Origin of the sequence: Pseudomonas sp. R3-57, from assembly GCF_051132065.1 — a bacterium.
Taxonomy (GTDB): domain Bacteria; phylum Pseudomonadota; class Gammaproteobacteria; order Pseudomonadales; family Pseudomonadaceae; genus Aquipseudomonas.
This window is the reverse complement of sequence record NZ_CP071655.1, coordinates 5,394,020-5,419,824: the sequence shown is the minus strand read 5'-3', so window position 1 is coordinate 5,419,824 and position 25,805 is coordinate 5,394,020. Positions and strand designations below refer to the sequence as shown.

22 protein-coding genes are annotated in these 25,805 nt (G+C 61.0%); 12 read left to right on the top strand and 10 right to left on the bottom strand.

Features of this window, described 5'->3' with window-relative positions:
- Positions 1–14: 14 nt before the first annotated feature.
- The 5 genes from purH to prmA all read right to left on the bottom strand — a co-directional run bounded on the left by purH (position 15) and on the right by prmA (position 5,371).
- Positions 15–1,622 carry a bifunctional phosphoribosylaminoimidazolecarboxamide formyltransferase/IMP cyclohydrolase gene (gene purH / locus J3P93_RS24420; RefSeq protein ID WP_434592771.1) on the bottom strand — a complete coding sequence of 536 codons (1,608 nt, stop codon included), beginning with the start codon at positions 1,620–1,622 and terminating at the stop codon, positions 15–17.
- 83 nt (positions 1,623–1,705) lie between these two features.
- Positions 1,706–2,026 carry a DNA-binding transcriptional regulator Fis gene (gene fis, locus J3P93_RS24415; RefSeq protein ID WP_002555375.1) on the bottom strand — a complete coding sequence of 107 codons (321 nt, stop codon included), beginning with the start codon at positions 2,024–2,026 and terminating at the stop codon, positions 1,706–1,708.
- A complete protein-coding gene (dusB, locus tag J3P93_RS24410; RefSeq protein WP_434592756.1) occupies positions 2,023–3,033 on the bottom strand; it encodes a tRNA dihydrouridine synthase DusB in 1,011 nt (336 codons plus the stop codon). The genes fis and dusB overlap by 4 nt, the downstream gene beginning before the upstream one ends.
- Positions 3,034–3,217: 184 nt before the next feature.
- Entirely contained in the window at positions 3,218–4,462 is a 1,245-nt protein-coding gene (locus J3P93_RS24405) for a DUF3426 domain-containing protein (RefSeq protein WP_434592753.1), read from the bottom strand.
- A gap of 30 nt (positions 4,463–4,492) precedes the next feature.
- Positions 4,493–5,371 carry a 50S ribosomal protein L11 methyltransferase gene (gene prmA, locus J3P93_RS24400; protein WP_434592750.1) on the bottom strand — a complete coding sequence of 293 codons (879 nt, stop codon included), beginning with the start codon at positions 5,369–5,371 and terminating at the stop codon, positions 4,493–4,495.
- Between the two features lie 192 nt (positions 5,372–5,563).
- Here prmA and J3P93_RS24395 point away from each other — a divergent pair, with 192 nt between their 5' ends.
- Complete coding sequence (locus tag J3P93_RS24395; RefSeq protein ID WP_434592747.1) at positions 5,564–9,520, top strand: type III effector 1; 3,957 nt, start codon at positions 5,564–5,566, stop codon at positions 9,518–9,520.
- A gap of 63 nt (positions 9,521–9,583) precedes the next feature.
- Here the strand turns inward: J3P93_RS24395 and accC are convergent, their stop codons facing one another.
- The 5 genes from accC to gcbA form a co-directional block, all read right to left on the bottom strand.
- Entirely contained in the window at positions 9,584–10,939 is a 1,356-nt protein-coding gene (gene accC, locus J3P93_RS24390; protein ID WP_090281050.1) for an acetyl-CoA carboxylase biotin carboxylase subunit, read from the bottom strand.
- Positions 10,940–10,956: 17 nt separating this feature from the next.
- Positions 10,957–11,415 carry an acetyl-CoA carboxylase biotin carboxyl carrier protein gene (gene accB / locus J3P93_RS24385; protein ID WP_203420580.1) on the bottom strand — a complete coding sequence of 153 codons (459 nt, stop codon included), beginning with the start codon at positions 11,413–11,415 and terminating at the stop codon, positions 10,957–10,959.
- A gap of 48 nt (positions 11,416–11,463) precedes the next feature.
- Positions 11,464–11,916 carry a type II 3-dehydroquinate dehydratase gene (gene aroQ / locus J3P93_RS24380; RefSeq protein ID WP_090281057.1) on the bottom strand — a complete coding sequence of 151 codons (453 nt, stop codon included), beginning with the start codon at positions 11,914–11,916 and terminating at the stop codon, positions 11,464–11,466.
- A 242-nt stretch (positions 11,917–12,158) separates the two neighbouring features.
- Positions 12,159–14,105, bottom strand: coding sequence for a methyl-accepting chemotaxis protein (locus J3P93_RS24375; protein WP_434592743.1), 1,947 nt, complete (start codon positions 14,103–14,105; stop codon positions 12,159–12,161).
- 51 nt (positions 14,106–14,156) lie between these two features.
- On the bottom strand, positions 14,157–15,827 hold the full coding sequence (gene gcbA / locus J3P93_RS24370) for a diguanylate cyclase GcbA (RefSeq protein WP_434592740.1): 1,671 nt from the start codon (positions 15,825–15,827) through the stop codon (positions 14,157–14,159).
- 324 nt (positions 15,828–16,151) lie between these two features.
- Between gcbA and J3P93_RS24365 the strand changes: the two genes are divergently transcribed.
- The 11 genes from J3P93_RS24365 to J3P93_RS24315 all read left to right on the top strand — a co-directional run bounded on the left by J3P93_RS24365 (position 16,152) and on the right by J3P93_RS24315 (position 25,798).
- Positions 16,152–17,303 (top strand): DUF2515 family protein, encoded by a 1,152-nt coding sequence (locus tag J3P93_RS24365; RefSeq protein WP_434592738.1) that lies wholly within the window; start codon positions 16,152–16,154, stop codon positions 17,301–17,303.
- A complete protein-coding gene (locus J3P93_RS24360; RefSeq protein WP_434592735.1) occupies positions 17,300–17,485 on the top strand; it encodes a hypothetical protein in 186 nt (61 codons plus the stop codon). Before J3P93_RS24365 ends, J3P93_RS24360 begins: the two co-directional genes overlap by 4 nt.
- Positions 17,482–18,015: a hypothetical protein gene (locus J3P93_RS24355; RefSeq protein ID WP_434592732.1), complete on the top strand. Its 534-nt coding sequence runs from the start codon at positions 17,482–17,484 to the stop codon at positions 18,013–18,015. Before J3P93_RS24360 ends, J3P93_RS24355 begins: the two co-directional genes overlap by 4 nt.
- A complete protein-coding gene (locus J3P93_RS24350; RefSeq protein WP_434592729.1) occupies positions 17,994–18,500 on the top strand; it encodes an Hcp family type VI secretion system effector in 507 nt (168 codons plus the stop codon). Before J3P93_RS24355 ends, J3P93_RS24350 begins: the two co-directional genes overlap by 22 nt.
- 20 nt (positions 18,501–18,520) lie before the next feature.
- Positions 18,521–18,970 carry a hypothetical protein gene (locus tag J3P93_RS24345; protein WP_434592726.1) on the top strand — a complete coding sequence of 150 codons (450 nt, stop codon included), beginning with the start codon at positions 18,521–18,523 and terminating at the stop codon, positions 18,968–18,970.
- Positions 18,971–19,109: 139 nt separating this feature from the next.
- On the top strand, positions 19,110–20,177 hold the full coding sequence (locus J3P93_RS24340) for a DUF2333 family protein (protein ID WP_203420587.1): 1,068 nt from the start codon (positions 19,110–19,112) through the stop codon (positions 20,175–20,177).
- Positions 20,178–20,180: 3 nt separating this feature from the next.
- Entirely contained in the window at positions 20,181–20,738 is a 558-nt protein-coding gene (locus J3P93_RS24335; RefSeq protein WP_434592723.1) for an NUDIX hydrolase, read from the top strand.
- A gap of 187 nt (positions 20,739–20,925) precedes the next feature.
- Positions 20,926–21,297, top strand: a complete 372-nt coding sequence (locus J3P93_RS24330) for a translation initiation factor Sui1 (protein ID WP_434592721.1) — start codon at positions 20,926–20,928, stop codon at positions 21,295–21,297.
- A gap of 219 nt (positions 21,298–21,516) precedes the next feature.
- Positions 21,517–23,430, top strand: a complete 1,914-nt coding sequence (gene speA, locus J3P93_RS24325) for an arginine decarboxylase (RefSeq protein WP_434592718.1) — start codon at positions 21,517–21,519, stop codon at positions 23,428–23,430.
- Between the two features lie 233 nt (positions 23,431–23,663).
- Positions 23,664–25,013, top strand: coding sequence for a type VI secretion system Vgr family protein (locus J3P93_RS24320; RefSeq protein ID WP_434592715.1), 1,350 nt, complete (start codon positions 23,664–23,666; stop codon positions 25,011–25,013).
- The gene (locus J3P93_RS24315; protein WP_434592712.1) at positions 25,010–25,798 is read left to right on the top strand and encodes a DUF4123 domain-containing protein; all 789 of its coding nucleotides are present in this window, start codon (positions 25,010–25,012) and stop codon (positions 25,796–25,798) included. The genes J3P93_RS24320 and J3P93_RS24315 overlap by 4 nt, the downstream gene beginning before the upstream one ends.
- Positions 25,799–25,805 lie beyond the last annotated feature (7 nt).

The window sequence follows — 25,805 nt, the reverse complement described above, 5'->3', positions numbered from 1 at the left end:
ATCAAGCAAAATAATCAGTGGCGGAAGTGGCGCATACCCGTAAAGACCATGGCGATACCGGCCTCGTCAGCAGCGGCAATCACTTCCGCATCACGCATCGAACCACCCGGCTGGATCACCGCGGTGATGCCAACCTTGGCCGCGTTGTCCAGACCGTCGCGGAACGGGAAGAACGCGTCCGAGGCCATCACCGAACCGGCGACTTGCAGACCGGCGTGCTCAGCCTTGATCGCGGCGATACGCGCCGAGTTTACGCGGCTCATCTGGCCGGCGCCGACACCGATGGTCTGACGGTTCTTGGCGTAGACAATGGCGTTGGACTTGACGTACTTGGCGACTTTCCAGGCGAAGATCAGGTCGTGGATTTCCTGCTCGGTCGGGGCGCGCCTGGTCACGACTTTCAGGTCATCGGCGCTGATCATGCCGATATCGCGGCTCTGTACCAGCAGGCCACCGTTGACGCGCTTGTAGTCCCACGCGGCGGCGCGGTCTGCCGACCACTCGCCGCAGGCCAGCAGGCGCACGTTGGCTTTGGCCGCGACGATGGCGCGGGCTTCTTCGCTGACCGATGGGGCGATGATCACTTCAACGAACTGACGCTCGACGATCGCCTTGGCGGTCTCGGCATCCAGTTCACGGTTGAAGGCGATGATGCCGCCGAACGCCGATTCGGTGTCGGTGGCATAGGCCAGCTCGTAGGCCTGACGAATACCGCCTTCGGCGTCCGGACTTACGGCAACGCCACACGGGTTGGCGTGCTTGACGATCACGCAGGCCGGCTTGACGAAGCTCTTCACGCATTCCAGCGCGGCGTCGGTGTCGGCCACGTTGTTGTACGACAGCTCTTTGCCCTGCAGTTGGGTCGCGGTGGCGATGCCGACTTCGGCAGGCCTGGCTTCTACGTAAAACGCCGCGCTCTGGTGCGGGTTCTCGCCGTAGCGCATTTCCTGGGCCTTGATGAACTGGCTGTTGAAAGTGCGCGGGAATTCGCTGCGGCCTTCAGTACTCAGGGCTTCAGCCGCCTGATTCACGGTGCCCATGTAGTTGGCGATCATGCCGTCATAGGCCGCGGTGTGTTCGAAGGCCTTGAGCATCAGGTCGAAACGCTGGGCGTAGGTCAGGCCGCCGGCCTTCAGGCTTTCCAGCACGCTGGTGTAGTCGCTGGCATTGACCACGATCGCCACGTCTTTATGGTTTTTCGCAGCCGAACGGACCATGGTCGGGCCGCCGATGTCGATGTTCTCGATGGCGGTCGGCAGGTCGCAGCCTGGCTTGTTGATGGTGGCTTCGAACGGGTACAGGTTGACCGCGACCAGATCGATCGGCTGGATGCCGTGCTCGCTCATGATCGCGTCGTCGATACCGCGACGGCCGAGGATGCCGCCGTGGATTTTCGGGTGCAAGGTTTTCACCCGACCGTCCATCATCTCGGCGAAACCGGTGTAATCCGCGACTTCCACTGCGGCAACGCCATTGTCGCGCAGCAGCTTGAACGTTCCGCCGGTGGAGAGGATCTCGACGCCGAGCGCTTCCAGCTCCCTGGCGAATTCGAGGATCCCGGTCTTGTCGGAAACGCTGATCAAGGCGCGGCGGATCGGCAGGCGGGTAGTCTGGTCGGTCATCTCAATTTCCATCAAAAGCAAAGGAAGTCAGCAAAAAAGGCGACCGTTTTTTACGCGGGCGCCTTTCTGGTTTGATTGAATGCTTACAGCAGATCGTACTGCTTGAGTTTCTTGCGCAGCGTGCCGCGGTTCAGTCCCAGCAGCTCACTGGCCTTGGTCTGGTTGCCCTTGACGTAGTTCATCACGCTTTCGAGCAGGGGAGCCTCGACTTCGGAGAGCACCAGGTTGTACACATCCGTGACGGACGCGCCCTCAAGGTGGGCGAAATAATTGTGCAGCGCCTTCTCGACACTCCCGCGAAGGGTCTGGCCTTCTTCGCTCGGCGTGTTGAGGTGCTGTTTCAAATTCACGTTGTCGCTCACGGGTGTTGTTCCACTCACTAAAGTCTCGGTCATCATCGTCATGCGGCCACCCCTTCTTCGTCCCCTGTCAGGCTCTTGTAACGCTCGGCGAAGAACTCCCGAACGTTGGCGCATTGTGTTTCCGTACCATCCAAACGATTGAAACGGGCGCGAAACTCCCTGGCGCCCGGCAAGGTTGCGAGATACCAGCCCACATGCTTGCGCGCAATACGCACGCCCATCACGTCCCCATAGAAAGCGTGAAGGGCGGCCAGATGCTCCAGCAGAATGCGTTCCACCTCGATCAGCTTCGGTGCCGGCAATTTCTCGCCGGTACGCAGGAAGTGCTCGATCTCGCGAAAAATCCATGGCCGCCCTTGAGCGGCACGGCCCACCAACAGGCCATCGGCACCGGTCGCATCAAGCACGTAACGGGCCTTCTCTGGCGAATCGATATCGCCGTTGGCGAAGACCGGGATCGACACCGCCTGCTTGATCGCGGCAATCGTGTCGTACTCGGCTTCCCCGGTGTACAGATCGGCGCGCGTGCGGCCATGCACGGCCAGCGCAGTGATCCCGGCCTGTTCGGCGATTTTCGCCACGGTCAGGCCGTTCTTGTTCTCACGATCCCAGCCGGTGCGGATCTTCAGGGTGACCGGTACATCCACCGCAGCCACCACGGCCCGCAGGATCTCGGTCACCAGTGCTTCGTCTTTCAGCAGCGCGGAGCCGGCGGCCTTGTTGCAGACCTTCTTCGCCGGGCACCCCATGTTGATGTCGATAATCTGCGCGCCCAGCTCGACGTTGGCCCGGGCCGCCTCCGCCAGCATCTGCGCATCACCACCGGCGATCTGCACCGAGCGAGGCTCGGGATCGCCTTCGTGGATCATGCGCATGCGCGACTTGCGGGTGTTCCACAGGCTCATGTCGCTGGTGACCATTTCCGAGACTACAAGTCCTGCGCCCAGACGCTTGCACAGCTGACGAAAGGGCTGATCGGTGACGCCCGCCATCGGGGCAAGAATCAAGCCGTTCTGCAATGTGTATGGGCCGATGCGTACCGCCGACATAGGACTTCCCTGAGGTGGGGCCGGATCATGAGAGTTCGAAAAAGGGTGGGCATGATACCCGCTCTCGATGACTGGTTAAAGGCTGAATTGAACAAAATCTGAACAGTAATTTTGTTATCGCCGCTGGTTTGGTCGTGCACGGCGAAGTCAGAAAACCGCCGTCAATCCACAAACCGCGCGGGCTTCACTCGGGTGAGTGGAAACTCAGGCTGTAATTCACCGCTTTCGGGCCCGGATCGAGAATGTCCAGTGCAATGTGGATCGGCGTCTGCGGTGGCATCTCCGGCAGACCTTCAAGATCGCCCTTGAGGTATTCGCCGGGTTTGAAGCGACGACTGGCGATCAGATGACCATTGAGATCGGCAAAGCGCAGTTCCAGCAGCGGGAACGGCTGGGAAAACGTCGCCCGGTTGTAGATGATCGCATCGACCACCAGCGCACCGTTGAATTCCGGATGGCTGCGCACCACCAGATTGCTGCTCTTGATCCTGGCGATGTCGACCTTGGACGGCACCGTGCAGCCGATCTGCGGGCAGATTTGCTGAAACCACGGGCGGTATTGATCCTGCCGGGCCAGTTCGTCGAAATGATAGGCGACGTACTGTGCCGCCAGGCCGCCAGCGGCGATCAGCACCAGCAGCAGCCAGAGCAGGCGGCGGCCCCAGGGCGAGCGGCGCTTCTGCCAGTCGAGTTGCAGCGGATCGTCGGTGAGATCTTGCAGGACTTCGGCGCGTACGCCGGGCTCTGCACGCTCGCGCTTCTTGTGCAACGGCGCGATCGACGGCAGGTCGTCATCGTCGCTGTCGTCGCTGGCCGACAGCCGTTCACGGCGGGCATTCGGGTCGATCGGGTCGTGCAGGCGCAACTGCGGAATGCGCGGCTCGTCATCCAGATCCACCGGTTCCAGCGACAGCGAGGGTTCGGTGCGTTCGGGTTCGAGGGTTTCGATGGCTTCGATGTCCGACTCGACATCCGGCTTCGATGTGCGCTCATCGGCCGGTTCGCTGAACAGGCTGCCGGGCCATGCCGCGTCATCCGGTTCGGGGCTGTCGCGGCGCGCACTCAGGGAGTCCTCGCGCGGGCGCCCCGGTTCGGTGACCGGCTGGATTTCGCGTTGCTCAAGACGGGCCAGTTCCTGATCCAGGTCGAGGCTGTCGAGATCCAGTTCCGAAGCGTTCCACTGCTTTTGGCTGATCGCGCGTGGCGCTGGCGTTTCATCGGCAACAGGTGACGGCGCTTCGGCCTGCGCCGGCGCGACGGGCGTCAGTGCATCCTTGCCGGCGTGTTGTTCAAGCAACTGTTTGGCGGCGTTGAACACTTGCAGGCAGGAGCCGCAGCGAACCACCCCGCGGGCCACGCTCAATTGAGCATGGCTGACGCGGAAGCTGGTTTGGCAATGCGGGCACTGAGTGACGAAACTGTCGGTCATGCGGCGATCCGGTTTATGCAGGCGCTCATATTAGCGCCGACGGCCAGTGATGCGCACCCAGCCGTCGCGATTGGCAATCGGGTCGAGATCGAAGTCCTGTGCATAAGCGGCGGCGACTTCGTCACCTTGTTCGGCGAGGATGCCGGACAGCGCCAGACGCCCGCCGGGCTTGACCAGACCGGACAGTTGCGGCGCCAGCGAAACCAGCGGGCCGGCGAGAATGTTGGCGACCAGCACATCGGCTTTGACCTGCGGCAGATCTGGCGGCAGGTACAGCGGGAACAGTTCGTCGGCGATATTGTTGCGCCCGGCATTGTCGCGCGACGCTTCCAGCGCCTGCACGTCGATGTCGGTGCCGACCGCTTGTTTCGCGCCCAGCAGCAGCGCCGCGATCGCCAGAATTCCCGAGCCGCAGCCGAAGTCGAGCACGTTGCACTCTTTCAGATCCTGGCCGTCGAGCCATTCCAGGCACAACGCCGTGGTCGGGTGCGTGCCGGTGCCGAAGGCCAGGCCCGGGTCCAGCAGCAGGTTGACCGCATCAGGTTCCGGCGCAGCGTGCCAGCTCGGCACGATCCACAGGCGCTGACCGAAACGCATCGGCTGAAAACCGTCCATCCAGCTGCGTTCCCAGTCCTGATCTTCGATCACTTCACTGTGATGCTCGGGCAGCGGGCTGCCGGTCAGCAACTCCAGATGAGCCAGAACCGGTTCCGGTTCAGTGCCACCCTCGAACAGGGCCAGCAAATGCGTGTGCGACCACAGCGGGGTGGTGTTGAGTTCCGGCTCGAAGATCGGCTGGTCTTCGGCGTCCATGAACGTCACCGACACAGCGCCCACCTCAAGGAACGCGTCCTCGTAGGTTTCGGCTTGTTCCGGGGTGATGGCGAGACGGACTTGCAGCCAGGGCATGGCGGTTACCTTTGAAATCTGTGGGGCAGCCCGAAGCTGCAAAAGCGCGCAGTTTACGCCAGGTCGCCAGCAAAGTGGACACGCCGGTTGGCTGTTACACATTCGCGGGCGCGATATACCGGTGTATCGCCTGAGCGCGCTGGTTGGCAAATACAGTGGAGGCTCATTTCTACGCAACGACGGGCCGGGACTATGGCGACTCAACAAGGGATTGTAGAAGAAACCGCAGCCGCCGCTGCGTCTACAGGGACGGTGCAGGAGGTTCTGCTGCGGATCACGCGTTGGCAGGTGTTGATCGACAAGCGCCTGAGCAGCCAGATGAGCGTGTTCGAGGCCATGGAAGATTTCGCATTGACCGAACTGCGCAGTCATCACCCTGACGGCAATATTGATCCGGGTTTTGTGCAGGCCTTGCTTGATGCGATTGTGCAGAAAATGATCGATGGCAAGCCTTTGATGTACCTGGCAATCCGCGACGCTCCGTATCGCTGGCCGGGTGCTGCCGATCGGGGCTTGCCTGCCAGCCATCGTGAAGCGATTATCCAGACAGTGGACAGGGTTGCCGAGCATTTCCTCGTTCAGTACAAAAACTACCTGCGAGAGCATTGGCAAACCAAGGGGCAGGAGGCGGCGTTCGATCGCCTCGTCCTGCGCAAGCTGCAGCGTTTTGTCGACGATATCGACGCGCTGTTCAACGCAGACCGGCTCGCGAACCTGACGCTGGATAGATTGCGCAGGCAAATCGAAAAGATCGAGAATCGAAACACTCGCCGGTATCGGTTGACCGCGCTGGCAACCGCCGCGGAAAAGAAAATCCTTCAAGCGCAGTCATTCGCGCAGTTGCCGCACTGGCTGCGAGTGCTGAACGAACCGGACCGTGCCAGGTTGCGCGAGTATCAGCAACAGACGTCACTGGCCCAGGCCGCGCTTGATGACCTGCTGGAAGGCTATGGATCGCTGCGCGCTTTCGCCCGTCAACAAGCGATCGATTACCTTCTGCTCAAACTCGACATCGAAGTAGAACCGGACCGCATCGAGGTGCGCTTGAAATGGCGCTCGGCGGTCGGCGAGCCAACGCAGAATCGCAGCCTGAGCGAATTGCTCGCGGCGGGGCCGATCGGTAAGGATTTCGCTGCGGTGCTGGACGTTACCAGTGGTCCTTCGCAACGTAACCAGCCTCTGACGCCGACATTCGTTGCCGACATGCTGGCGGAGCAGGACTGTCCGGCAGATTACCTGCAAGTTCTGGCCCGGCAGTACGAGCGCGAAGACGTGCAGAAAGCCTCGTTCGACTGGCTTGTCGCGCGGCTCAAACAAAGCGCGTTCGTTGCGCGTTGCGCTGGGCATCTGACCGTGGCCGACCATGACCGTCTCGGTCAGGCGTGGGCGACAGATGTCACAGAGAAAACTCTGCGATTCGCTGCGCTGACGCTGCCCAACGGCATGCAGTGTGCTGACCTGCTGGTGTGTTATCGCGAAGAGACTGCGCAACAGGTCGAGGATCTTTTGCTGTACGCGCCGAACAAGCCAGACGGCCAGGAGTGGGTGCGCTTGCGTTCGCTGGCGGCGTTGACCGGAGAAGTCTGGAGCTGGACGCAGAGCGAATCCGGGCGCGAATACCTGTTGCAGCAACTTTCACCCACTGCACATCGCAAGGCGCGGGATTACCTGTTGGCCGTGTCGGCGAGCCCGGCGCTCTGGGGAATGACCATTGACATTCGTCGCGCACCCGTTCCGTTCGCCGAAGGCGTTGAAGCCGCGGTAAAAATGGGTCTGGCAAAAAATCTGCAGCGCGTCGAGGAGGACAACGCGCTGCGCTGGTACACGACGCTGGGTCTTGAGGCCCGCCGGCGCATCAGCAGCCTGAACCAGGAACTGGTGGTGCATCAGCAGACCTTCAATGAATTGCTGGGCGGTTTCGAAGTTTTCGTCGACTTCGCCAGGCGCGCGGTTGCCGCAGCGATTGCGCCGTATATGCGCAGCAAGAATGTGCTCGAACCGGTCGACCCGGGCACCGTGTTGGTCGACTACAGCCCCGGCGTTGCCGACCGCAGGAAGCAGCCAACAGCCAGTCTGCTCGATCTGGCGATCTACGGCTACGATGACAACGCTGGCATCGAGCATCCAAAAAAAGGCGTGCGCTCGTCAGTCGGCCAGGATTTGAGTCAGGTCCGCAGCGCCGAGCTGGTGCGGTACATGCGCGGGGCCTGGCTGGGTGACAAGTACGCCAAAGAGATTCGTGGCCAATACCTGGACGCTCGCGATGAAGCCTACGAGTTGCGTCGGTTCGGCTACCGCAATGTGCTGTTGTCGAAAATGGATCGTGACCTGCGCATTGCCAGAAGTCAGGCGCGCTTGAGCGATGCGGTGTATTCGGCGCTGGTGCGTCAGGTCTCGCTGTTGAGCCAGCTGCCAACGTCGGGAGCGCATGTGCCGGGTGCCGACATTGCTGCGAGCGACGGCGTGTTCAGGTTCACCGTGCGCCATAACGTCGTGCTGGGGGTGTACGTTTTTATCTGTTGCCAGCCCGAAACGTCCCGGTGGCTATACACGCCGGATGCTCCCGACGGTCTGACGGTGCGTCCGTATCTGTCATTGGAGGGCGAGGTCGCCGGTACATTGCATGACTACCTGATGGCGCGCTGCCCCGTCGCCGCGCGCAATTCGGTGTCGCGCTCATTGCGCGCGATAGCGGCAAAGAAACAGCGCGTCGATACGCTGTACGAAGCGCAGCGAGTGATTGACGCGCGCACTGAGTTCAACGCTTACATCGAGCGCACGGTCACGGACGTGGAGGACATCACCACCAGCCGTGCGGAAATGATCGAAAGGCAAGTGGTTAAAGGATTGATGTTCGGCGCGGCGCCGTTTTGTATGGTGTTTCCGCCGTTTGCCTTGCTGCTGGATGTTGTATTCATCGCGGTCAGCGCCGGCCAGGCAGTCGCGGCGCACCTGGAGGGCGATGTTGATGGCGCGCTCGTTCATTGGCTGGAGGCATCATGGGGCGCGCTGTTTGCCATGGTGGGTGCCGGCAGCGCGGTCAAGTTCCTCGCAGGCACGGTCAGTAATCTGAAGCGTACGACGAGGCCGGTCTCATTGTTGGCCGAACGCTTCGAGACGCTGGCGCCGATTCGCAAGGAAGCACTGCCGGCAGTCCGGGAGGTGAGCTTTCGCGCGGGGCAGGCCGTCGGCAAGGTGCCCGAACAGTTGCAGCGGGTCACTGAAGAAACGGTGTTTTTCGGTACCTGGCGCAGTCCGCCAAGCGCCGGGCAGTCTCAACCGAGCTATTACATCCGCAACAAAGGCAGGTATTTCCAGGTCCGGGAAAATCCGCATTTCGGTGGGCTCAGCCTGATCGATGCCCGTCGCCCCGCGGCCATCTATCAGCGGCCCATACGTTTGACAGCCAACGGTAAGTGGACTCATGACCGGGTGGGGCTGCGCGGCGGCAATGATCAGGTGCGCAATCTTGGCCATGTGAACAACCTGCGCAACGCGTTTCCCGGGCGTGTCGAGCCGGCGCTCAACCGGGGCGCAATGCAGGGTGAGGCTGTGGTCGCGAGGTTCGTTGCCGGGTCGAAGGACAATTATCTGTTTTCGCTGAACGCGCAGACCTGTGTCATCGCCTCAATGTACAACCCGCTGACGAAGGTTGGCGCGGTCATCCATTTCGACCATAACATTCGCGTGCTGGTCGAGCGCACTGTTCGTGACCTGATGAGACGACTGGGAGGCTCGCCCAGCGACGTTCGCGCGACGCTGGTGGGCGGTGACTGGCTGACTGGCACGGATATCGGCGGATCGATCAGGAGCGTATTGCGCCAGCAAGGGTTGCGACCGACCTGGGATTACTGGTCATATTCCTCTTGTCTCGGTAATAACTATGCCGTGTCGTTGAATTTGCAGAACGGCGTGTCGACCGTGTTCAAGACTTCCGCCAGTCAGGTTGAGCGGTTGTATACCCCGGTTTTGCAGCGAGCACGGTTTTCCAGCGACGCGGTCTCGACGCGCGCTGCGAGCTTCATGCAGAGAGTGCGCAGCAGGCCGCTGTATGAGGATGCCTCAGGCAGCGTCGTCGATCAGGCCGGCCGTCGCGCGACCGCGGCGATGGTCGAGGAACAGGCTCTTTCGACGGTAGTGATGAACTGATGTGTTTGTTGCAGGCATAAAAAACCCGATCGCAAGGATCGGGTTTTTCACGCCGGTGCAGTCTTACGACTGTTTGGCCAGCTTGTGCTCGAGGTAGTGAATGTTCACACCGCCTTTGCAGAAGCCTTCGTCGCGGACCAGATCACGGTGCAGCGGGATGTTGGTCTTGATCCCGTCGACCACGATTTCGTCCAGGGCATTGCGCATGCGGGCCATGGCTTCGTCGCGGGTCGCGCCGTAAGTGATCAGCTTGCCGATCAGCGAGTCGTAGTTCGGCGGAACGGCATAACCGCTGTACAGGTGCGAGTCGACGCGTACGCCGTTGCCACCTGGGGCGTGGAAATGCTTGACCGTGCCCGGGCTCGGCATGAAGGTTTTCGGGTCTTCGGCGTTGATCCGGCACTCCAGCGAGTGACCGCGGATCACCACGTCATCCTGAGTGAACGACAGCTTGTTGCCAGCGGCGATGCTGAGCATCTCCTTGACGATGTCGAGACCGGTGACCATCTCCGAAACCGGGTGCTCCACCTGAACACGGGTGTTCATTTCGATGAAGTAGAAACGACCGTTTTCGTAGAGGAACTCGAAAGTGCCGGCGCCGCGGTAACCGATGTCGATGCACGCCTTGACGCAGCGAGCCAGGACTTCCTGACGCGCTTTCTCGTCGATGCCCGGTGCCGGCGCTTCTTCGAGAACCTTCTGGTGACGACGCTGCAGCGAGCAATCGCGGTCGCCCAGATGGATGGCGTGGCCCTGGCCGTCGGACAACACTTGCACTTCGACGTGGCGCGGGTTGGTGAGGAATTTTTCCAGATAGACCATCGGGTTGCCGAACGCCGCGCCTGCTTCGGTGCGGGTCAGTTTGGCGAAGGCGATCAGGTCTTCTTCCTTGTGCACCACACGCATGCCGCGACCACCACCGCCGCCAGCGGCCTTGATGATCACCGGGTAGCCGACTTCACGACCGATGCGCAGCGCTGTTTCTTCGTCTTCCGGCAGTGGGCCGTCGGAACCTGGAACCGTTGGCACACCGGCTTCGATCATCGCGTGCTTGGCCGAGACCTTGTCACCCATCAGGCGAATGGTTTCGGCTTTCGGACCGATGAAGGCGAAGCCGGAGTTCTCGACCTGCTCGGCAAAATCGGCGTTTTCCGCGAGGAAACCGTAGCCTGGATGGATGGCGGTAGCGCCAGTCACTTCAGCGGCGGCGATGATGGCCGGGATGTGCAGGTAAGACTGAGAGGCAGACGCCGGGCCGATGCAGACGGATTCGTCTGCCAGACCCAGGTGCATCAGCTCTTTGTCGGCCTTGGAGTAAACGGCGACGGTCTTGATGCCCATCTCTTTGCAGGCACGCAGAATCCGCAGGGCGATCTCACCGCGGTTCGCGATCAGAACTTTTTCCAACTTCGCAGTCATCAAAGGCTCTCCGCAGTTCAAACGATGGTGAACAGCGGTTGGTCGTACTCAACCGGCTGGCCGTCTTCGACGAGGATGGACTCGATCACACCGCTGGTTTCAGCTTCGATGTGGTTCATCATCTTCATGGCTTCGACGATGCACAGGGTGTCGCCTTTCTTCACGGTCTGGCCGACTTCAACGAAGGCTGGCGAGGCTGGCGAAGATTTGCGATAGAACGTGCCGACCATCGGCGAACGGGCAACGGTGCCGTTCAGCGCTGGAGCAGCAGCGGCAGCCGGGGCGGCAGCAGCGACTGGCGCGGCGGCAGGTGCGGCAGCCGGAGCCTGCATCGGGGCCGGCGCGTAGTATTGCTGAGCCGGGGTCTTGCTGTGACGGCTGATGCGTACGGACTCTTCGCCTTCCTTGATCTCGAGCTCGTCGATGCCGGACTCTTCCAGCAATTCGATCAGTTTCTTAACTTTACGGATATCCATGAATCATCAACTCCCAAGGGTCGGTCAGGGGCGTTTAACGCTTGTTGTTCAAGTCGTTGCCTGTGTTTCAAGCTGTTCTAGCGCGGCCTCCAGGGCCAGTCGGTAACCGCTGGCGCCAAGGCCGCAGATCACTCCCACCGCTACGTCGGAGAAGTAGGAGTGATGGCGGAAAGGTTCGCGTTTGTGCACGTTGGACAAATGCACTTCGATGAATGGGATGCTCACTCCCAGCAGCGCGTCACGTAATGCGACACTTGTGTGCGTAAAAGCCGCCGGATTGATCAGAATGAAATCGACGCCTTCGCCGCGGGCAGCGTGGATGCGCTCGATCAATTCGTACTCGGCGTTGCTTTGCAGATACAGCAGATGATGGCCGGCTTCACGGGCGCGGCGCTCCAGATCCTGGTTGATCTGCGCCAGCGTCGTCGAACCGTAAGTGCCGGGTTCGCGGGTGCCGAGCAGGTTCAGGTTGGGGCCGTGCAGCACCAGTAGGGTCGCCATCTGCGGAGTCCTTGTCATGAATGAGCAATCGTCAGAACCCGGCGACTATGCCGCAAAGCCTTTGTGACTGTCCAGTTCCATGCAATAGCCAGCACGATGGCCGATGTTTGCGCGAAGTATGTGACCAAGTGCTCTGATCCGGTCATTTGTGGCGCCTGGGCTGACATCTTCGCGAGCAGGCTCGCTCCCACAGGGGGGTTGTGTTTCTACTGTAGGAGCGAGCTGCTCGCGATAGCGCTCTATCAGACGCGAAAGGCCTGAACGGCGGTATGCAGTTGCCCGCCCAACACCAGCAGGTTCTCGCCTTGTTCGCGACCGCGGCCGATGCGCAGCAGGTTATCCCCACCCAACTGATGAATTCGCTCGCTGTGATCGCGGATTTCGCTGACTGCGCCGCTCTGCTGTGCGGTCACATCGGCAATGCGGATTGCCGTGTCGGAAATGGTCTGGATCGCGCCGACAATCTTGTCCAGTGCGCCGTCCGCCGCTTGTGCCTGATTGGCCGTGGCCTCGGCATGTTCGACCTGCGCACGCATGCCTTCGACCGATTGCCGGGCGGCGGTTTGCAGACCGGCAATCAGCGTCTGGATCTCGGCCGTGGCGCCAGCCGTGCGTTGCGCCAGCGAGCGAACCTCTTCGGCGACCACGGCGAAACCGCGACCCATTTCCCCGGCGCGCGCCGCTTCAATCGCCGCGTTCAGGGCGAGCAGGTTGGTCTGGTCGGCAATCGAGCGAATCACCGTCAGCACACCGCCGATGGTGGCTGACTCTTCGGCCAGGTGTTCGATCATTTGCGCGTTGCCCTGCACCTCACCAACCAGCGCATGCAGCCCGGTGAGGCTCTGGCCAATTACCATCTGACCATGCTCCACCGCCAGACCAGCGTGGCGGCTGGCGTCCGCTGCCTGCTGCGCATCGCCGGCGACCTGTTGAATGGTCGCTTCCAGTTCGCCCAGCGAATCGCGGATCAGCGCGGTGTCGCCAGCCTGATGCTCAGCGCCGCTGTGCAGGTCGTTGCTCAATTCGGCCAAAGTGCGGCTGCTACCGGCGACTTGCTCGGCATTGCCGCGAATGGTCCCGACCAGATCCGCCAGATAGGCACGCAAGCGGTTGAGCGAGGCTTCAATGTCATGCAGTTCGCGGTTGGTCTTGCCCAAGCGGATATCACTGCTGAAATCGCCCTCGGCCCAGGTCGACAGTGCGGGTGCGAGATTGGTCAGGGTGCGCGCGAGGCGGCGCTGCAAGGTGTCGATCAGCAACGCGATCAGCAGGATCAGGCCGATCATCACGCCTTGCATCAAGCGCACTTCGCCCTGGATCTGGCCGTGCTGGGCGCGCACCGCCGGTTCCAGAGCAGCGATGGCCTGTTGCACCGCAGCGATTTTCTGATGGGTCGCGACACTCAAATCCGTGCGTTTCTGGATTTGCTCGCGGGTGCGCTCAAGCTCCGCCGGATAACGACCGAGCAGACTGTTGAGTTCCCTTTTGAGACCGACGCCAGCATCTTCGGCCACGGTTTTTTCGCTGCTCTCGATGCCCATCATCGCGGCGAAGTCGTCGCTGCCCGATGCGCTCTGACTGACCACGCCGAGCAAGGGCAGGACGTCGATCGCTTGCGCCTGGGCGCGGATGTTGCTGACTTCGCGTTCGACATCCGCAGCCAGTTCGCTGCGTCCGCTGCTGACCAGTTTGTCCCGTGCCAGCGAAAGCTTGCCCAGATGCTGCGACGCCACCAACAGCGGCGTCAGGTAGCTCGCGTTGCCGTTGGCGTACGTGCTCAGTTGTTCGAGGCTGGCGCTCAATTCGCGCTCGGCTTGCAGCAGCAAGGCCTGCGGATCACCGGCCAGTTTGCCAGCCGCCAGCAGATCGGTTTTGCTGAACTCGGCCAGTCCGGACAGGCTTGGGCGCAGCGATTCGGCCAGGGTCGGCGGTAGTTCAGCGAGTTGCGTTTGCAAGTTGTCGATGGCCTGGCTGGCGCTGCTCAAACGCAAGGCGTCGCCGCTGGCGAGGTAGTCCTCGACGTTGCGCGCAACCTCGTTCTGAAATTGCTGGGACAGGCCCAGATATCGCTCCATCAGCAGATAGGGACGTTCGAGGGCTTTTTGCGACCACCACAGCGTGGCGCCGAGTGCCAGGCACACGGCGACCAGCAGCAGCGTATTGAGATTGGTGAGCAACTTCAGGCGCATGACGGCTACCAAGGGCAGAAATGGTAAGCGCCTGAATTTATTGCGGTTCTGTTACAAGGTTATGACCGAATCAGTGGATTCCGATGAAAAAGTGGCACTTTGCTTTGAGTGCCGCGCGGTCTGCACCCGATTGCGTCCAGCACCCTTGGCGCGGTACAGCGCTTCGTCGGCCTGACTGGCCATCATCAGGCTGTCGCAGTCATCGTGCATTTCCACCACGCCAGCGCTGAAGGTGCACCACAAGTCCTGCGGCTGCGCCGGATAATGGATTTCGGCGAAGCGCTGGCGGATCTCATCGAGCACATTGTGTGCGGCTTCGATGTCGGTGTCGGGCATGACGATGGCGAACTCTTCACCGCCGTAACGGCCGATGAAATCGGTCTTGCGCAGGCGCTGCTTGAGAAACAGCGCCAGGCTCTTGATCACTCGGTCGCCCATCGGGTGGCCATGGCTGTCGTTGACCCGTTTGAAGTGGTCGATGTCGAGCATGGCAAAACTCAGCGGCTTGTTCTCGCGGCGGGCACGGAACGAGCAGTCCTCAAGCAATTGCAGGATGTGCGTGTGGTTGTACAGGCCGGTGAGGCTGTCGCGCACCATCCGCGCTTTCAAATTGCGCGCACGGGCGGCACGGTTGCGCACCGTGGTAATCAGGTGGCGTGGCTTGATCGGCTTGGTCAGGAAGTCATCGCCGCCCTCGCTCATGGCGTCGAGCTGCTTGTCCAGATCGTCTTCGGCCGACAGATAAATGATCGGCACACTGACATAACGGTCGTTGTGGCGAATCACCTTGGCCAGTTCGGTGCCGGTGCAGGCCGGCATGTACATGTCGAGGATGATCAGATCGGGCTGAAAATCCGCCAGTTCGGCCATCGCCTGGATCGGCTCGATCAAGGTGCGGGTGACGATCCCGGCGCTGTTGAGCAGGCGCTCGGTGTGCAAGGCCTGGGCGCGCGAATCGTCGATGATCAGCACTTTATAAGGCTCGTACTGCGCGACGCAGGTGAGCACTTCGATTTTTTCCAGCAGGCTCGACGCTTCGAGAGTGCCGGTGAGAAATTCCTGGCCGCCGGCGCGCACGGCGGCGAGGCGGGTCGGGGTGTCGGTTTCATGCAGGCTGAAAAACAGCAGCGGCAAGGGCTCGTCGAGACCGACCTGGGCTTCAGCGGCCAGTTTCAGGCCGACGCCGGGGCCGCTGAAGTCCACATCCATGACAATCGCCGCCGGCAGGCGCTCAACCATCGATGAGCGAAACGCCGACACACTGTCCAGCGCCTGCGCGCTCAGGCCGAAGAATTCCAGTTGTTTGGCCAATCGTTCAGCGCGGTCGTGATCCTGCAGCAATACGTAAACCGGTTTGCGCAGCGGCGGCAGAAAGGTCTGCTCGAGCTGATCGCCATGCCGCAGGCCGGTGCGCGACAGCCGCTGCATCAAGCGATTGAGATCGGTGATCAGCCCGCTGCTGAGGCGCCCGCGATTGGCGTCCACCGCTTCCAGCGACTGGCTGATATGCCGCGCCAGTTGCGTGTGCTCGGGCTGTTCGAAACGCTCGGCGAAACGCAGCAGGCGCAGGTTGGCCTCGCTCAGTTCGGCGAGGTCGACGGTGGACCATTCGCTGCGCTGCAGGCGCTGCCATATCTCGAGAATCTGACGCGCCTGATGAATTACCCGCTGGGCAAAGTGGTGCTTGAGACGCTCACGGCTGGGGTCTTCTGGCTCGGTCATATCCTGACTACTAGTTAGGCTGCATGCTGAGATCGACTGGTGGCTCTATGCTAGCACCTCTTTTCCCTTAGACGAGTGTCGTACGTCAATAATCTGATGTGCGACACAATTCAGTTTCTGACCGGGTGGTTTTGTTTTCTCTACTGATTTTGTCGAAGTGCCCGCATATCGGGGCTTTGCGAGCAATCCTGCCAGCGCTGTCGACATTTCAGCGGCCTTGAAGGGTGGCGTCTGACAGCTGTTTCTGATTTTTCTTCCACGCGCTTTCACCGACCAGATTGGCTGGTACGGTTCAGGGATTCCCCTAGCTGCCGTCCATCGTCCATGAGCCAATGTTTCAACGAACTCGCCAGTGATTCACAGCGCCTCAATCACAGCATCACGCCCATCGACGACTGCGCCTGCGGCGAAGAGTTGTTGTATGGCGAGCGGGTGCAGGTGACAGAGGTGCCGGTGCTGACCTGCCAATGTCTCTGGCGTTGCTACCAGCGCGAGGCCGAAAAAATCGTCGCTCCGAACGGCGTGTTGATTGCCGATCCGGTCGCGCGCAATCGGGCGATCAACGCGGCCTATGCTCGGTTGTGGCTGCACGAGCCACGTTTTCAATGGGCGGGCCTGGCCGCGTTCGCTTCGAAGCAGGTTGGCTGCGGCTTGCTGCATGCGGCGCAGAGTATCGAAAGCATCCGCGAGGAACATGAAGCGCGGCAGCGTCTGCGCGATAGCCGCAGCGAAGCCGGATTGCTGACTCCAGGCAAGATGCCGGAACAGGCCGCTGCGTTGGGCGAGTATCAACAGGCCCGGGCGCGCAATCCGCTTGCTGCCGTGGATGTTCGGGGGCCTGGCGAAGAACAGTCGATAGTCCAGCAACAGTTCCAGCATGTGTACGAAATGATGGCGATGGGCAACACCACGCTGTTCCTGGATGTTTATCCGTTGCATCAGTTTTATGCGGTGCGGGGTTTGAAAGAGTTGAAGAAGTGTCTTCGCCAAAGGCGAAAGATTTTCGGTCATGCGAAGTGGCCGGTGCTTTGGCCGGTGGGTGATGAAACACTTGTTTTCGGTCGTGAGCATGCTGAAATCGAAAAAGCCTTTGAAGCTATGGAAGCGGGGAACATCGCCGAAAGCGTGGAGCATTTGGCGAGACATGAGCAGCGCAACATTCTTCAGCCAACCATTTACGAAAACTTCCAACTGGTTGCGCTTTTGCGGGGCAATCATTTCGCTTATGTCACCGACTTTCCGTCTGGCGTCGCTCAAGCCATCGAATTGACCCTGACCAGTCAATGCCGCCGCGTCGATGATGGCCGCACAATCGACTTCAACAGCCATCCACTGGCGGATCTGTCTGATATCGATCAGCGAATGGAATTTGTGCTTCGGGCGGCGACACGCTTTGATGAAATGCTCAACGACGACAATCAAGGCGCACTGGCGCAGTCCATTCGAGAAATTGCGGCAATGGCGGTAGGGGCATGAAGTTGCGCTTCTCTCATCTACGCTGGCGATATTGGGCGTTGCTTGTGCTTGGTTTCGTTTTGTTGCTGGTTGCTGCTCGTCAAGCTCTGCGGCCGTTGTGGAACGATCCGGTGATCGTCGTGGAAATCGGCGGCACGTATGAAAGCATGATGGAGCGTTCAACAACCCGTTTCACCCATTGATTCGTGGTCACATCTGGGCAGGTAGTCCCAAGTCCGACGCTCGTCTGCGCTTTATTGATTCGCAGTTTGGATTCGAGACACCTCTCGCCCGTTTTTTATCAGTCGGTTTCGATGACAACGTGGTCGACGACCTTCGCATGTCTCCGCAAATCGAGCCTTTGCTCATAGATGACGCCATGAAGGTAATTGTCGATCTGCAGACCCAATGGTGCGCAAAAGGCTGGAAACCGATGGGTACGCAGGGTGACCCGACAATCGCGGACACCCCTGAGTGGCGCGCATACGTCAGACAAGGAGTGCTTCCAGGGGTGTCATTCTGGCAGGCCGGCGACAAATACCAGGCAATGCTGATTCTTGCGCGCTTTAGAGATTCAAGGCACCTCGATCAGGAGCGCTACCTCATCACTCTCGCCGTGGCGGAGCCCTGGATTCCTTTCGACGAAATCGAAGATCGCCGTCTCGAATCCCATCACTTCCCCCCACCTCTACCCGAAAAAGGAGCGATCCCATGCCCATCCCAGCCTTCATGACCATCCACGGTAGCCGCCAGGGCCTGATCACGGCCGGCGCTTTCACCGAAGCGTCTGTCGGTAACGGCTACCAGAGCGGACGCGAAGACAAGATCATGGTTCAGGCCCTCAGCCATGGCATGTACATACCCAAGGACCAGGGCGCCGGGCGGCGGATGCACAGACCATTGATCATCACTAAAACCCTCGACAAGGCATCGCCCTTGCTGAATATGGCGCTGTCGAGTGGAGAGTTGTTGAGCGAATGTCGCGTGGAGTTTTATCGCACGTCGGCCGGCGGCGTGCAGGAGCATTTCTATACGCTGGAGCTGGAGGACGCGGTGGTCGTCGGCAGCGAAATATTGATGCCGCACTGCCTCGACCGCGGCACGTCGCACCTCACGCAACTTGAGAAAGTCCACTTCAGCTACCGCCGCATCTATTGGCGCCACGAAATCAGCCGGACGATGGGTTCGGACGAGTGGCAAGGTGAAGGACAGCGGTGAGGCTGGTCCGTGAGTTCAGCTTGACCGATGACGAGCTCCAGCATGTCTGCCCCGTGGAGGAGGCGCTGGAGCAGGTGGCAAGTGTTCTGGACGGGCGGCAATCGCTCGAAGGGCTGGATCAACTGCGCGCGGGCTTGATGATCAATCTGGACAGCGAAGTCCTGGCGCAGATCAGACAGGGCGAATGGTGCCTGATCAAAGCCGAGGCCGACTATGGCTACTGGCGAGGCGCCGAAGCGGCGTTTGAACAGGCCGTGCTCGATCTGATGGATAATCCTCCCGAGCAGCCCACGCGCACCCCGCGGCTCTTTCGTCTGGTCGACAGCGTGACCGGCGAACCGTTGCCTGCGCAGGCCTGCATCGCCACGGTCGACGGCACACCCAGTCAGCGCCGAACCGATGGTCTAGGCATTGCACATCTGTTTATCAGCGAACAGGCGCAGCTGTCGCTGCGGATTTTCAACGCCTGAATCGCTGCGTCTATCCTTTCGTTCGCGACACCCTGCGCTTGTTTTGCGCCAGCGCCCTGATAGCGCGTGCCCGGCCAAGGCACGTTGTTGTATGGTTGTGGTCGAACCGTTGAACCCAAGTGATTGAAAGGATATCGCCATGCTGGACTGGAAAAACCGCGCGGGCAGTGCGCCTGAACGTGCCGCCGAGCCCAAGTCGGCCACCCGCAGCTACGTCGGCGGGCTGTTGTTCAGCCGCGCGCTAGCCACACTGGTCGGCCTTTATCTGCTGGTGACCATTGGTCTTGGCTGGTACTGGAGCCAGGAGCCGGCGCTGTTTCCGGTGGCGCAAAACGCCCAGGTCGCGGCCGAGAAAGAAGGCAAGCAAATGGTCGTCGGCTACACCACGGTGGAAACCCTGAAGACCGTCGCCGGCACCTTGCTCGACAAGCCGGGCGGCTACATTTCCAACGACCGCTTCCCGCCGGGCCTGTGGATGGACAACACGCCGAGCTGGGAATACGGCGTGCTGGTGCAGGTGCGTGACCTGACCCGAGCGCTGCGCAAGGATTTTGCCCGTTCGCAATCGCAGTCGGCCGAAGACGCCGATCTGGCCAAGGCCGAACCGCGCTTCAACTTCGACAATAAAAGCTGGGTGCTGCCGTCCAGCGAGTCGGAATACCAGGAAGGCATCAATTCCCTGAGCCGCTATCAGTCGCGCCTGTCCGACCCGAATCAGAAAAACGCGCTGTTCTACGCGCGCGCCGACAACCTCAATAACTGGCTGGGCGATGTCGGCACCCGTCTCGGTTCGCTGTCGCAACGGCTGTCGGCCAGTGTTGGCCGGGTCAAACTCAATACCGCGCTGAAAACCGAAGTGCCCGCCGTTGGCGAAGTGCCGCAGGTTGACGAGGAAGTCGTCGAGACACCGTGGATGCAGATCGACAACGTGTTCTACGAGGCGCGCGGTCAGGCCTGGGCGCTGTCGCACTTGCTGCGCGCGATCGAGGTCGATTTTGCCGATGTGCTGGCGAAGAAGAACGCGACGGTCAGCGTGCGTCAGATCATTCGCGAGCTGGAAGCCTCGCAGGAACCGGTATGGAGTCCTATGATTCTCAATGGCAGCGGCTTCGGCGTGCTGGCCAACCATTCGCTGGTGATGGCCAACTATATTTCCCGGGCCAACGCCGCGGTAATCGATTTGCGTCAACTGCTCAATCAGGGCTGATCAATGAGCCACAACGCCAGGGAGGCAGCCCATCGCGCCGCTTCCGATGCTGAACAGATCGCCTGGGTCGACGAGCACGACAACCTGCTCGGCGCCCTGGTGCGCTCCGATTTGCGCGAGCGCGGGCTGATCGGTCGTGGCACTTACATCATGCTGTTCAATTCTGCCGGTGAGTTGTGTGTGCACCGGCGCACGTTGAGCAAGGCGATCTATCCCGGATATTGGGACGTGGCCGCGGGCGGCATGGTCCAGGCGGATGAAAGCTATGCCGAGTCGGCGGCGCGCGAGCTGGCCGAAGAGCTGGGCGTCAGCGGTGTCGAACTCACCGCTCACGACCACTTCTACTTCGAAGACACCGGCAACCGGCTGTGGTGTTCGGCGTTTTCCGCTGTCTGGGACGGACCGCTGCAATTGCAGCCGGAAGAAGTGCTCGAAGCACGCTTTATCCCCGTCGAGCAAGTCATGCAGGAAATCGAGCAGAAGCCTTATTGCCCGGACTCTTTGGCCGCTCTGAAGCGCTATCTCAAGGCGCAGCAAAGCGACGTCGCAAAGAACACATGAATTGGCGCCGATTGGCACTTAGCAATCGCGTTTTTTGCCGTTACACTGCGCGACCTTTTCAAGCTGTGCCGAGTGCTTTTGCATAAGCGTTCGCTGCAGTAGCGCTGCCCCTGCCTGAGTGGGGCTTCGCGGTCGCCGACCTTGCCCAAGGTCGCGATCAGTCTTTGTCCTCCCGAGAGGATTGCCGGTGGCCAAAAAAGCCGCATCCTTAGCCGCCCTGGGCGGCCTGGTATTTTCTACCGACGCAGGTCGTCATTGCCCCGATTGCAGTCAACCGGTGGACGCCTGTATCTGCAAACAAACCGTGATCCCGGCCGGTGACGGCATTGCCCGCGTGCGTCGCGAAAGCAAGGGCCGCGGCGGCAAGACGGTGACCACCATCACCGGCGTGCCGTTGGCCGAAGACGCCCTCAAAGAGTTGGCGACAACGCTGAAAAAACGTTGCGGCACCGGAGGGGCGCTGAAGGACGGCGTCATCGAAATCCAGGGCGATCACGTCGAGCTGCTTCTGGCGGAGCTGATCAAGCACGGTTTCAAGGCGAAGAAGTCCGGCGGCTAGCAGCCTCTGTGAAACCCACCGGCGGCTTGATCCGGTTCTGCAACGTTGCAGAATTGACATCGTCGCCATGGTTTTCACAGAGCCTGTTCATGACCGGTTTCTAAACTCCACGCAGTCAGTGCGGTCTACCGCCGCACTGACGAACCGTCATTTTCTTTCTTTAGACTGCGCCGGCCTGAACACAGGCGACGCACTATGACTTCTTTATAGGGGACTTCGATGTCCGTACGACGCACACGCAAAGACGATGGCAGCCAATGGACAGTTGCGGACAGCCGCAGTGTTTACGGGATCCGCCATTGGGGGGCCGGGTATTTCGCGATCAATGACGCCGGTCGCGTCGAAGTTCGTCCGAACGGCCCGAGCAGCTCGCCCATCGACCTGTTCGAGCAAGTCGACCAACTGCGCAAGAGCGGTTTGTCCTTGCCGTTGCTGGTACGTTTCCCCGACATACTGCAAGACCGCGTCCGTCAGTTGACCGGCGCTTTCGATTCGAACATCGAGCGCCTGGAATACCAGAGCAAGTACACCGCGCTGTACCCGATCAAGGTCAACCAGCAGGAAGCGGTGATCGAGAACATCATCGCCACCCAGAACGTTTCCATCGGCCTGGAAGCCGGCTCCAAGCCCGAACTGCTGGCGGTACTGGCGCTGGCGCCGAAGGGCGGCACCATCGTCTGCAACGGTTACAAGGACCGTGAGTTCATCCGCTTGGCGCTGATGGGCCAGAAGCTCGGCCACAACGTATTCATCGTCATCGAGAAAGAATCCGAAGTCGGCCTGGTCATTGAAGAAGCCGCGTCGCTGAAGGTCAAGCCGCAGGTCGGCTTGCGCGTGCGTCTGTCGTCGCTGGCCTCCTCGAAGTGGGCGGACACCGGTGGCGAGAAATCCAAGTTTGGTCTCTCGGCGGCACAGTTGCTGTCGGTGGTCGAGCGTTTCCGTGGCGCCGGGCTGGATCAGGGCATTCGCCTGCTGCACTTCCACATGGGTTCGCAGATCGCCAACCTCGCTGACTACCAGCACGGCTTCAAGGAAGCGATCCGTTATTACGGCGAGTTGCGCAACCTCGGTCTGCCGGTCGATCACATCGACGTCGGCGGTGGTCTGGGTGTCGATTACGACGGTACCCACTCGCGCAATGCCAGCTCGATCAACTACGACATGGACGATTACGCCGGTGTCGTGGTCGGCATGCTCAAGGAGTTCTGCGACGCGCAGAGCCTGCCGCATCCGCACATCTTCTCCGAAAGCGGCCGCTCGCTGACCGCGCACCACGCGATGCTGGTGGTACAGGTGACCGACGTCGAGAAGCACAACGACGAAATCCCGCTGATCGAGAACAAGGACAGCCTGCCGGAAACCGTGCAATGGCTGGTCGATCTGCTCGGTCCGACCGACATCGAGATGGTCACCGAAACCTACTGGCGCGCCACTCACTACATGAGCGACGTCGCTGCGCAGTACGCCGACGGCAAGCTGACCCTGGCGGAAAAAGCCCTGGCCGAGCAGTGCTACTTTGCCGTGTGCCGCCGTCTGCACAATTCGCTGAAAGCGCGTCAGCGTTCGCACCGTCAGGTGCTCGACGAACTCAACGATAAGCTGGCCGACAAGTACATCTGCAACTTCTCGGTGTTCCAGAGCCTGCCCGATACCTGGGCGATCGATCAGGTGCTGCCGATCATCCCGCTGCACCGTCTCGACGAAGAGCCGCTGCGCCGTGCGGTATTGCAGGACCTGACCTGTGACTCCGACGGCAAGATCAACCAGTACGTCGACGAGCAGAGCATCGAAACCAGTCTGCCGGTGCATGCGTTGAATGAAGGCGAAGATTACCTGCTGGGCGTGTTCCTGGTCGGCGCCTATCAGGAAATCCTCGGCGACATGCACAACCTGTTCGGTGACACCGATTCGGTGAACATCTACCAGAACGCCGATGGCAGCGTGTACCACGCCGGCATCGAGACCCACGACACTATCGAAGACATGCTGCGTTACGTGCACTTGTCGCCGGAAGAGCTGATGACGCATTACCGCGACAAGTGCGCCAGTGCACGCATCAGCGCCAGCGAGCGCACGCAATTTCTTGATGCCTTGCGTCTGGGGCTGACTCGCTCCTCCTACCTGTCTTCCTGAGGCCAGGTGGCGATCACACCGGGTTGTCTGAAACTTTCCCGCAAGCTGCGGAAAATTCGGATGATCCGGTGGGATGTCTCCCAAAATCTGCGCGAAATGCTTGCCGGTCCAGGCCAGCAAAGTCATCCGGTCTGCTTTTCGCGTAGGTCATTTCCTAAGTTGTACTTCAGCTCTCTACTCGGCCATGGCTCTCGGCGAGAATCCCCGGCCGCCCCTCCTGTAGAGATCCGCCCATGTTCGATCCAGTCAACGAGTCGTCGTTTCGTCTCGATGTAGCGGGCCTGTCCGACCCTTTCGAAGTCCTGGCCTTTACCGGTAGCGAAGCCCTCAGCGAAGCCTTTGCATTCGAGATCGATGTCCTGATCGACGATCCCCATCTTGACCTCGCCGGCCTGCTTCATCGTTCGGCTTTCCTCTGTTTCGGGCCGTCGGGGGAGGGCGTGCACGGGCAATTGCAAAGTCTTGTCCAGCATGAGCATGACCCCGGCCTGCGCTTGAGTCGGGTCCGGCTGGGGCCGAAACTCGCCTGTCTGGCGCTGCGCCTGAGTCAGCGCATCTTCAGTGGCCGATCGGTGCCGCAGATCCTCGAACAAGTGCTCAGGGAACACGGCATCGTCGGCAACCAGCGCCGCTTCGAACTGCGCCGCGACTACCCGACCCGCACGTTCTGCACGCAATACCGCGAATCGGATCTGCAACTGCTGCAGCGTATGTGCGCGCAGGCGCAAATCCACTATTACTTCGAGCACCTGCACGACCGGCATTGTCTGGTGTTCACCGATGACCCGGCGCAGATGCCACTGGCCGGTGCAGCGCGGTATCAGTGTGAAGACGACGAGCAGCACGCTGCACCGGCACTGCGCCAATGGCGATTGCACAAGGCGTTGCAGTCCGGACCGTCAGGGCTGCAAACCGTGGAGCACGCCGAGGGTCATAGCGACCTGGCCGCGTTGCGCAGTGGGCATTGGCTGCGTCTGGCCGGCCATCCCTTCGCCGAATGCAATCGCCAATGGTTATTGACGCGCATTGAGCATCGCGCCGATCCTGCCCTCGAACCGCCTTACACCAATCGCGTATTCGGCGCGGTGCAGTTGCCGAACCCAGTACTCAGCACAACTTCACGCGTGCGCATGCACAGCCTGCAACGGGCCTGGGTGGTGACGGTCGATGAGCCGCAGCCCGATCATCAGCGGCCGGTGGCGGTGCAGTTCGACTGGCTCTATCAGGGCGAAGGCGCTGCGCCGAGCCACTGTTGGCTGCCACTGGCACCCTCGCTGGCGCAGTCGTCCATGGCGGCGCTGGACGATGGCGTCGAAGTGGTGGTGAGCTTCTTCGAGGGCGACCCGGATCAACCGATGATCAGCGGTGTGCTGCAGCCTTCGCTCGCTGCGGTTGAGGATGACGCTGACCCACCGCCGCTGCCCGACAGCCTGGAAAGTCATGGGCTGCTGCAATTGCTGGCGAGCGCTGAGCCCTTGCTGTTGCTGTGCCTGATCCCCGGCGGCGGCAGTTTCAGCCACTGTGCGCAGGCGGTGTGCAGTTGTCGGCTGGTCACGGCGCTTGAACAGAGCGGCGCAACATGACGGGCGCCCAGCCCCAGACGCAGTGGCTGTTGCTCGACAGTCTGGATGCCCCGCAGGCCTTGCCAGTGTTGCGCCAGGCGTTCAGCGCCGTGCGCCGGTTCAGTCTGTTCGACGGCACCGAGTTCGAACCGGTCAGTGCGCACGGGCCGCTGCTGATCGATCTGAGCGAATGCCCGGCCCTGACCGCATTGTGTCATCGCGACCCGAATACCTGGCGCGGGCTGTTGCTCACCAGCGAGGCATCGGCGCAACACCTGCTTGGCCATTTGCAGCGCATGCTCACCGTGTCGTTCGGCCTCAGCCATCGCGCCTTGCTCAGCTATTACAACCGGCAGACCGCGAGCTATTTTTTTGATGCCTGCGATGCTGCCGAACTGAGCCGCTGGCTCGGGCCGATCCGCCAGTTGCGCTGGTTCGGCGGCACCTGGGCCGACCGGGCAATCGGCAGCCAGGGCTGGCAACAGTTGCGCAACCCGGGGCTGGCCGTCGAGCCACTGAACATCGAAGAAAACCTGACCCGGCGCCAGCGCGAGCGCCTGCAAACCTGCCTGCTCGAACAGCACATCTGGCGCTGGAGCCAATCGCTGGGAACCGAATACGCCACCATGGCCTCCCATGTCCAGCAAGGCCTGGCGCTGGGCTTCAGCGACCGCAGCGTGCTCGATGGCTGGTTGTGGCTACGCTTGTTGCATCCACGTGCCGTGCTGGTGCCACCGCCGGTGGGGCTGACCCAGCAACAACGGCTTGACCATGTGCGACGTCAGTGGCGCGGCGATCAGCCCTGAGACGAGG

Bases quoted from the DNA above. Each gene is read 5' to 3' on its own strand.
- aroQ (WP_090281057.1), bottom strand. From the start codon at position 11,916: ATGGCGACCCTACTGGTGCTGCACGGCCCCAACCTGAACCTGCTCGGC.
- accB (WP_203420580.1), bottom strand. From the start codon at position 11,415: ATGGATATCCGTAAAGTTAAGAAACTGATCGAATTGCTGGAAGAGTCC.
- J3P93_RS24360 (WP_434592735.1), top strand. From the start codon at position 17,300: ATGAAGTTGCGCTTCTCTCATCTACGCTGGCGATATTGGGCGTTGCTT.
- dusB (WP_434592756.1), bottom strand. From the start codon at position 3,033: ATGTCGGCGGTACGCATCGGCCCATACACATTGCAGAACGGCTTGATT.
- J3P93_RS24315 (WP_434592712.1), top strand. From the start codon at position 25,010: ATGACGGGCGCCCAGCCCCAGACGCAGTGGCTGTTGCTCGACAGTCTG.
- prmA (WP_434592750.1), bottom strand. From the start codon at position 5,371: ATGCCCTGGCTGCAAGTCCGTCTCGCCATCACCCCGGAACAAGCCGAA.
- J3P93_RS24350 (WP_434592729.1), top strand. From the start codon at position 17,994: ATGCCCATCCCAGCCTTCATGACCATCCACGGTAGCCGCCAGGGCCTG.
- J3P93_RS24340 (WP_203420587.1), top strand. From the start codon at position 19,110: ATGCTGGACTGGAAAAACCGCGCGGGCAGTGCGCCTGAACGTGCCGCC.
- purH (WP_434592771.1), bottom strand. From the start codon at position 1,622: ATGACCGACCAGACTACCCGCCTGCCGATCCGCCGCGCCTTGATCAGC.
- J3P93_RS24365 (WP_434592738.1), top strand. From the start codon at position 16,152: ATGAGCCAATGTTTCAACGAACTCGCCAGTGATTCACAGCGCCTCAAT.
- speA (WP_434592718.1), top strand. From the start codon at position 21,517: ATGTCCGTACGACGCACACGCAAAGACGATGGCAGCCAATGGACAGTT.
- J3P93_RS24375 (WP_434592743.1), bottom strand. From the start codon at position 14,105: ATGCGCCTGAAGTTGCTCACCAATCTCAATACGCTGCTGCTGGTCGCC.
- J3P93_RS24395 (WP_434592747.1), top strand. From the start codon at position 5,564: ATGGCGACTCAACAAGGGATTGTAGAAGAAACCGCAGCCGCCGCTGCG.
- accC (WP_090281050.1), bottom strand. From the start codon at position 10,939: ATGACTGCGAAGTTGGAAAAAGTTCTGATCGCGAACCGCGGTGAGATC.
- fis (WP_002555375.1), bottom strand. From the start codon at position 2,026: ATGACGATGATGACCGAGACTTTAGTGAGTGGAACAACACCCGTGAGC.
- J3P93_RS24335 (WP_434592723.1), top strand. From the start codon at position 20,181: ATGAGCCACAACGCCAGGGAGGCAGCCCATCGCGCCGCTTCCGATGCT.
- J3P93_RS24320 (WP_434592715.1), top strand. From the start codon at position 23,664: ATGTTCGATCCAGTCAACGAGTCGTCGTTTCGTCTCGATGTAGCGGGC.
- J3P93_RS24405 (WP_434592753.1), bottom strand. From the start codon at position 4,462: ATGACCGACAGTTTCGTCACTCAGTGCCCGCATTGCCAAACCAGCTTC.
- gcbA (WP_434592740.1), bottom strand. From the start codon at position 15,827: ATGACCGAGCCAGAAGACCCCAGCCGTGAGCGTCTCAAGCACCACTTT.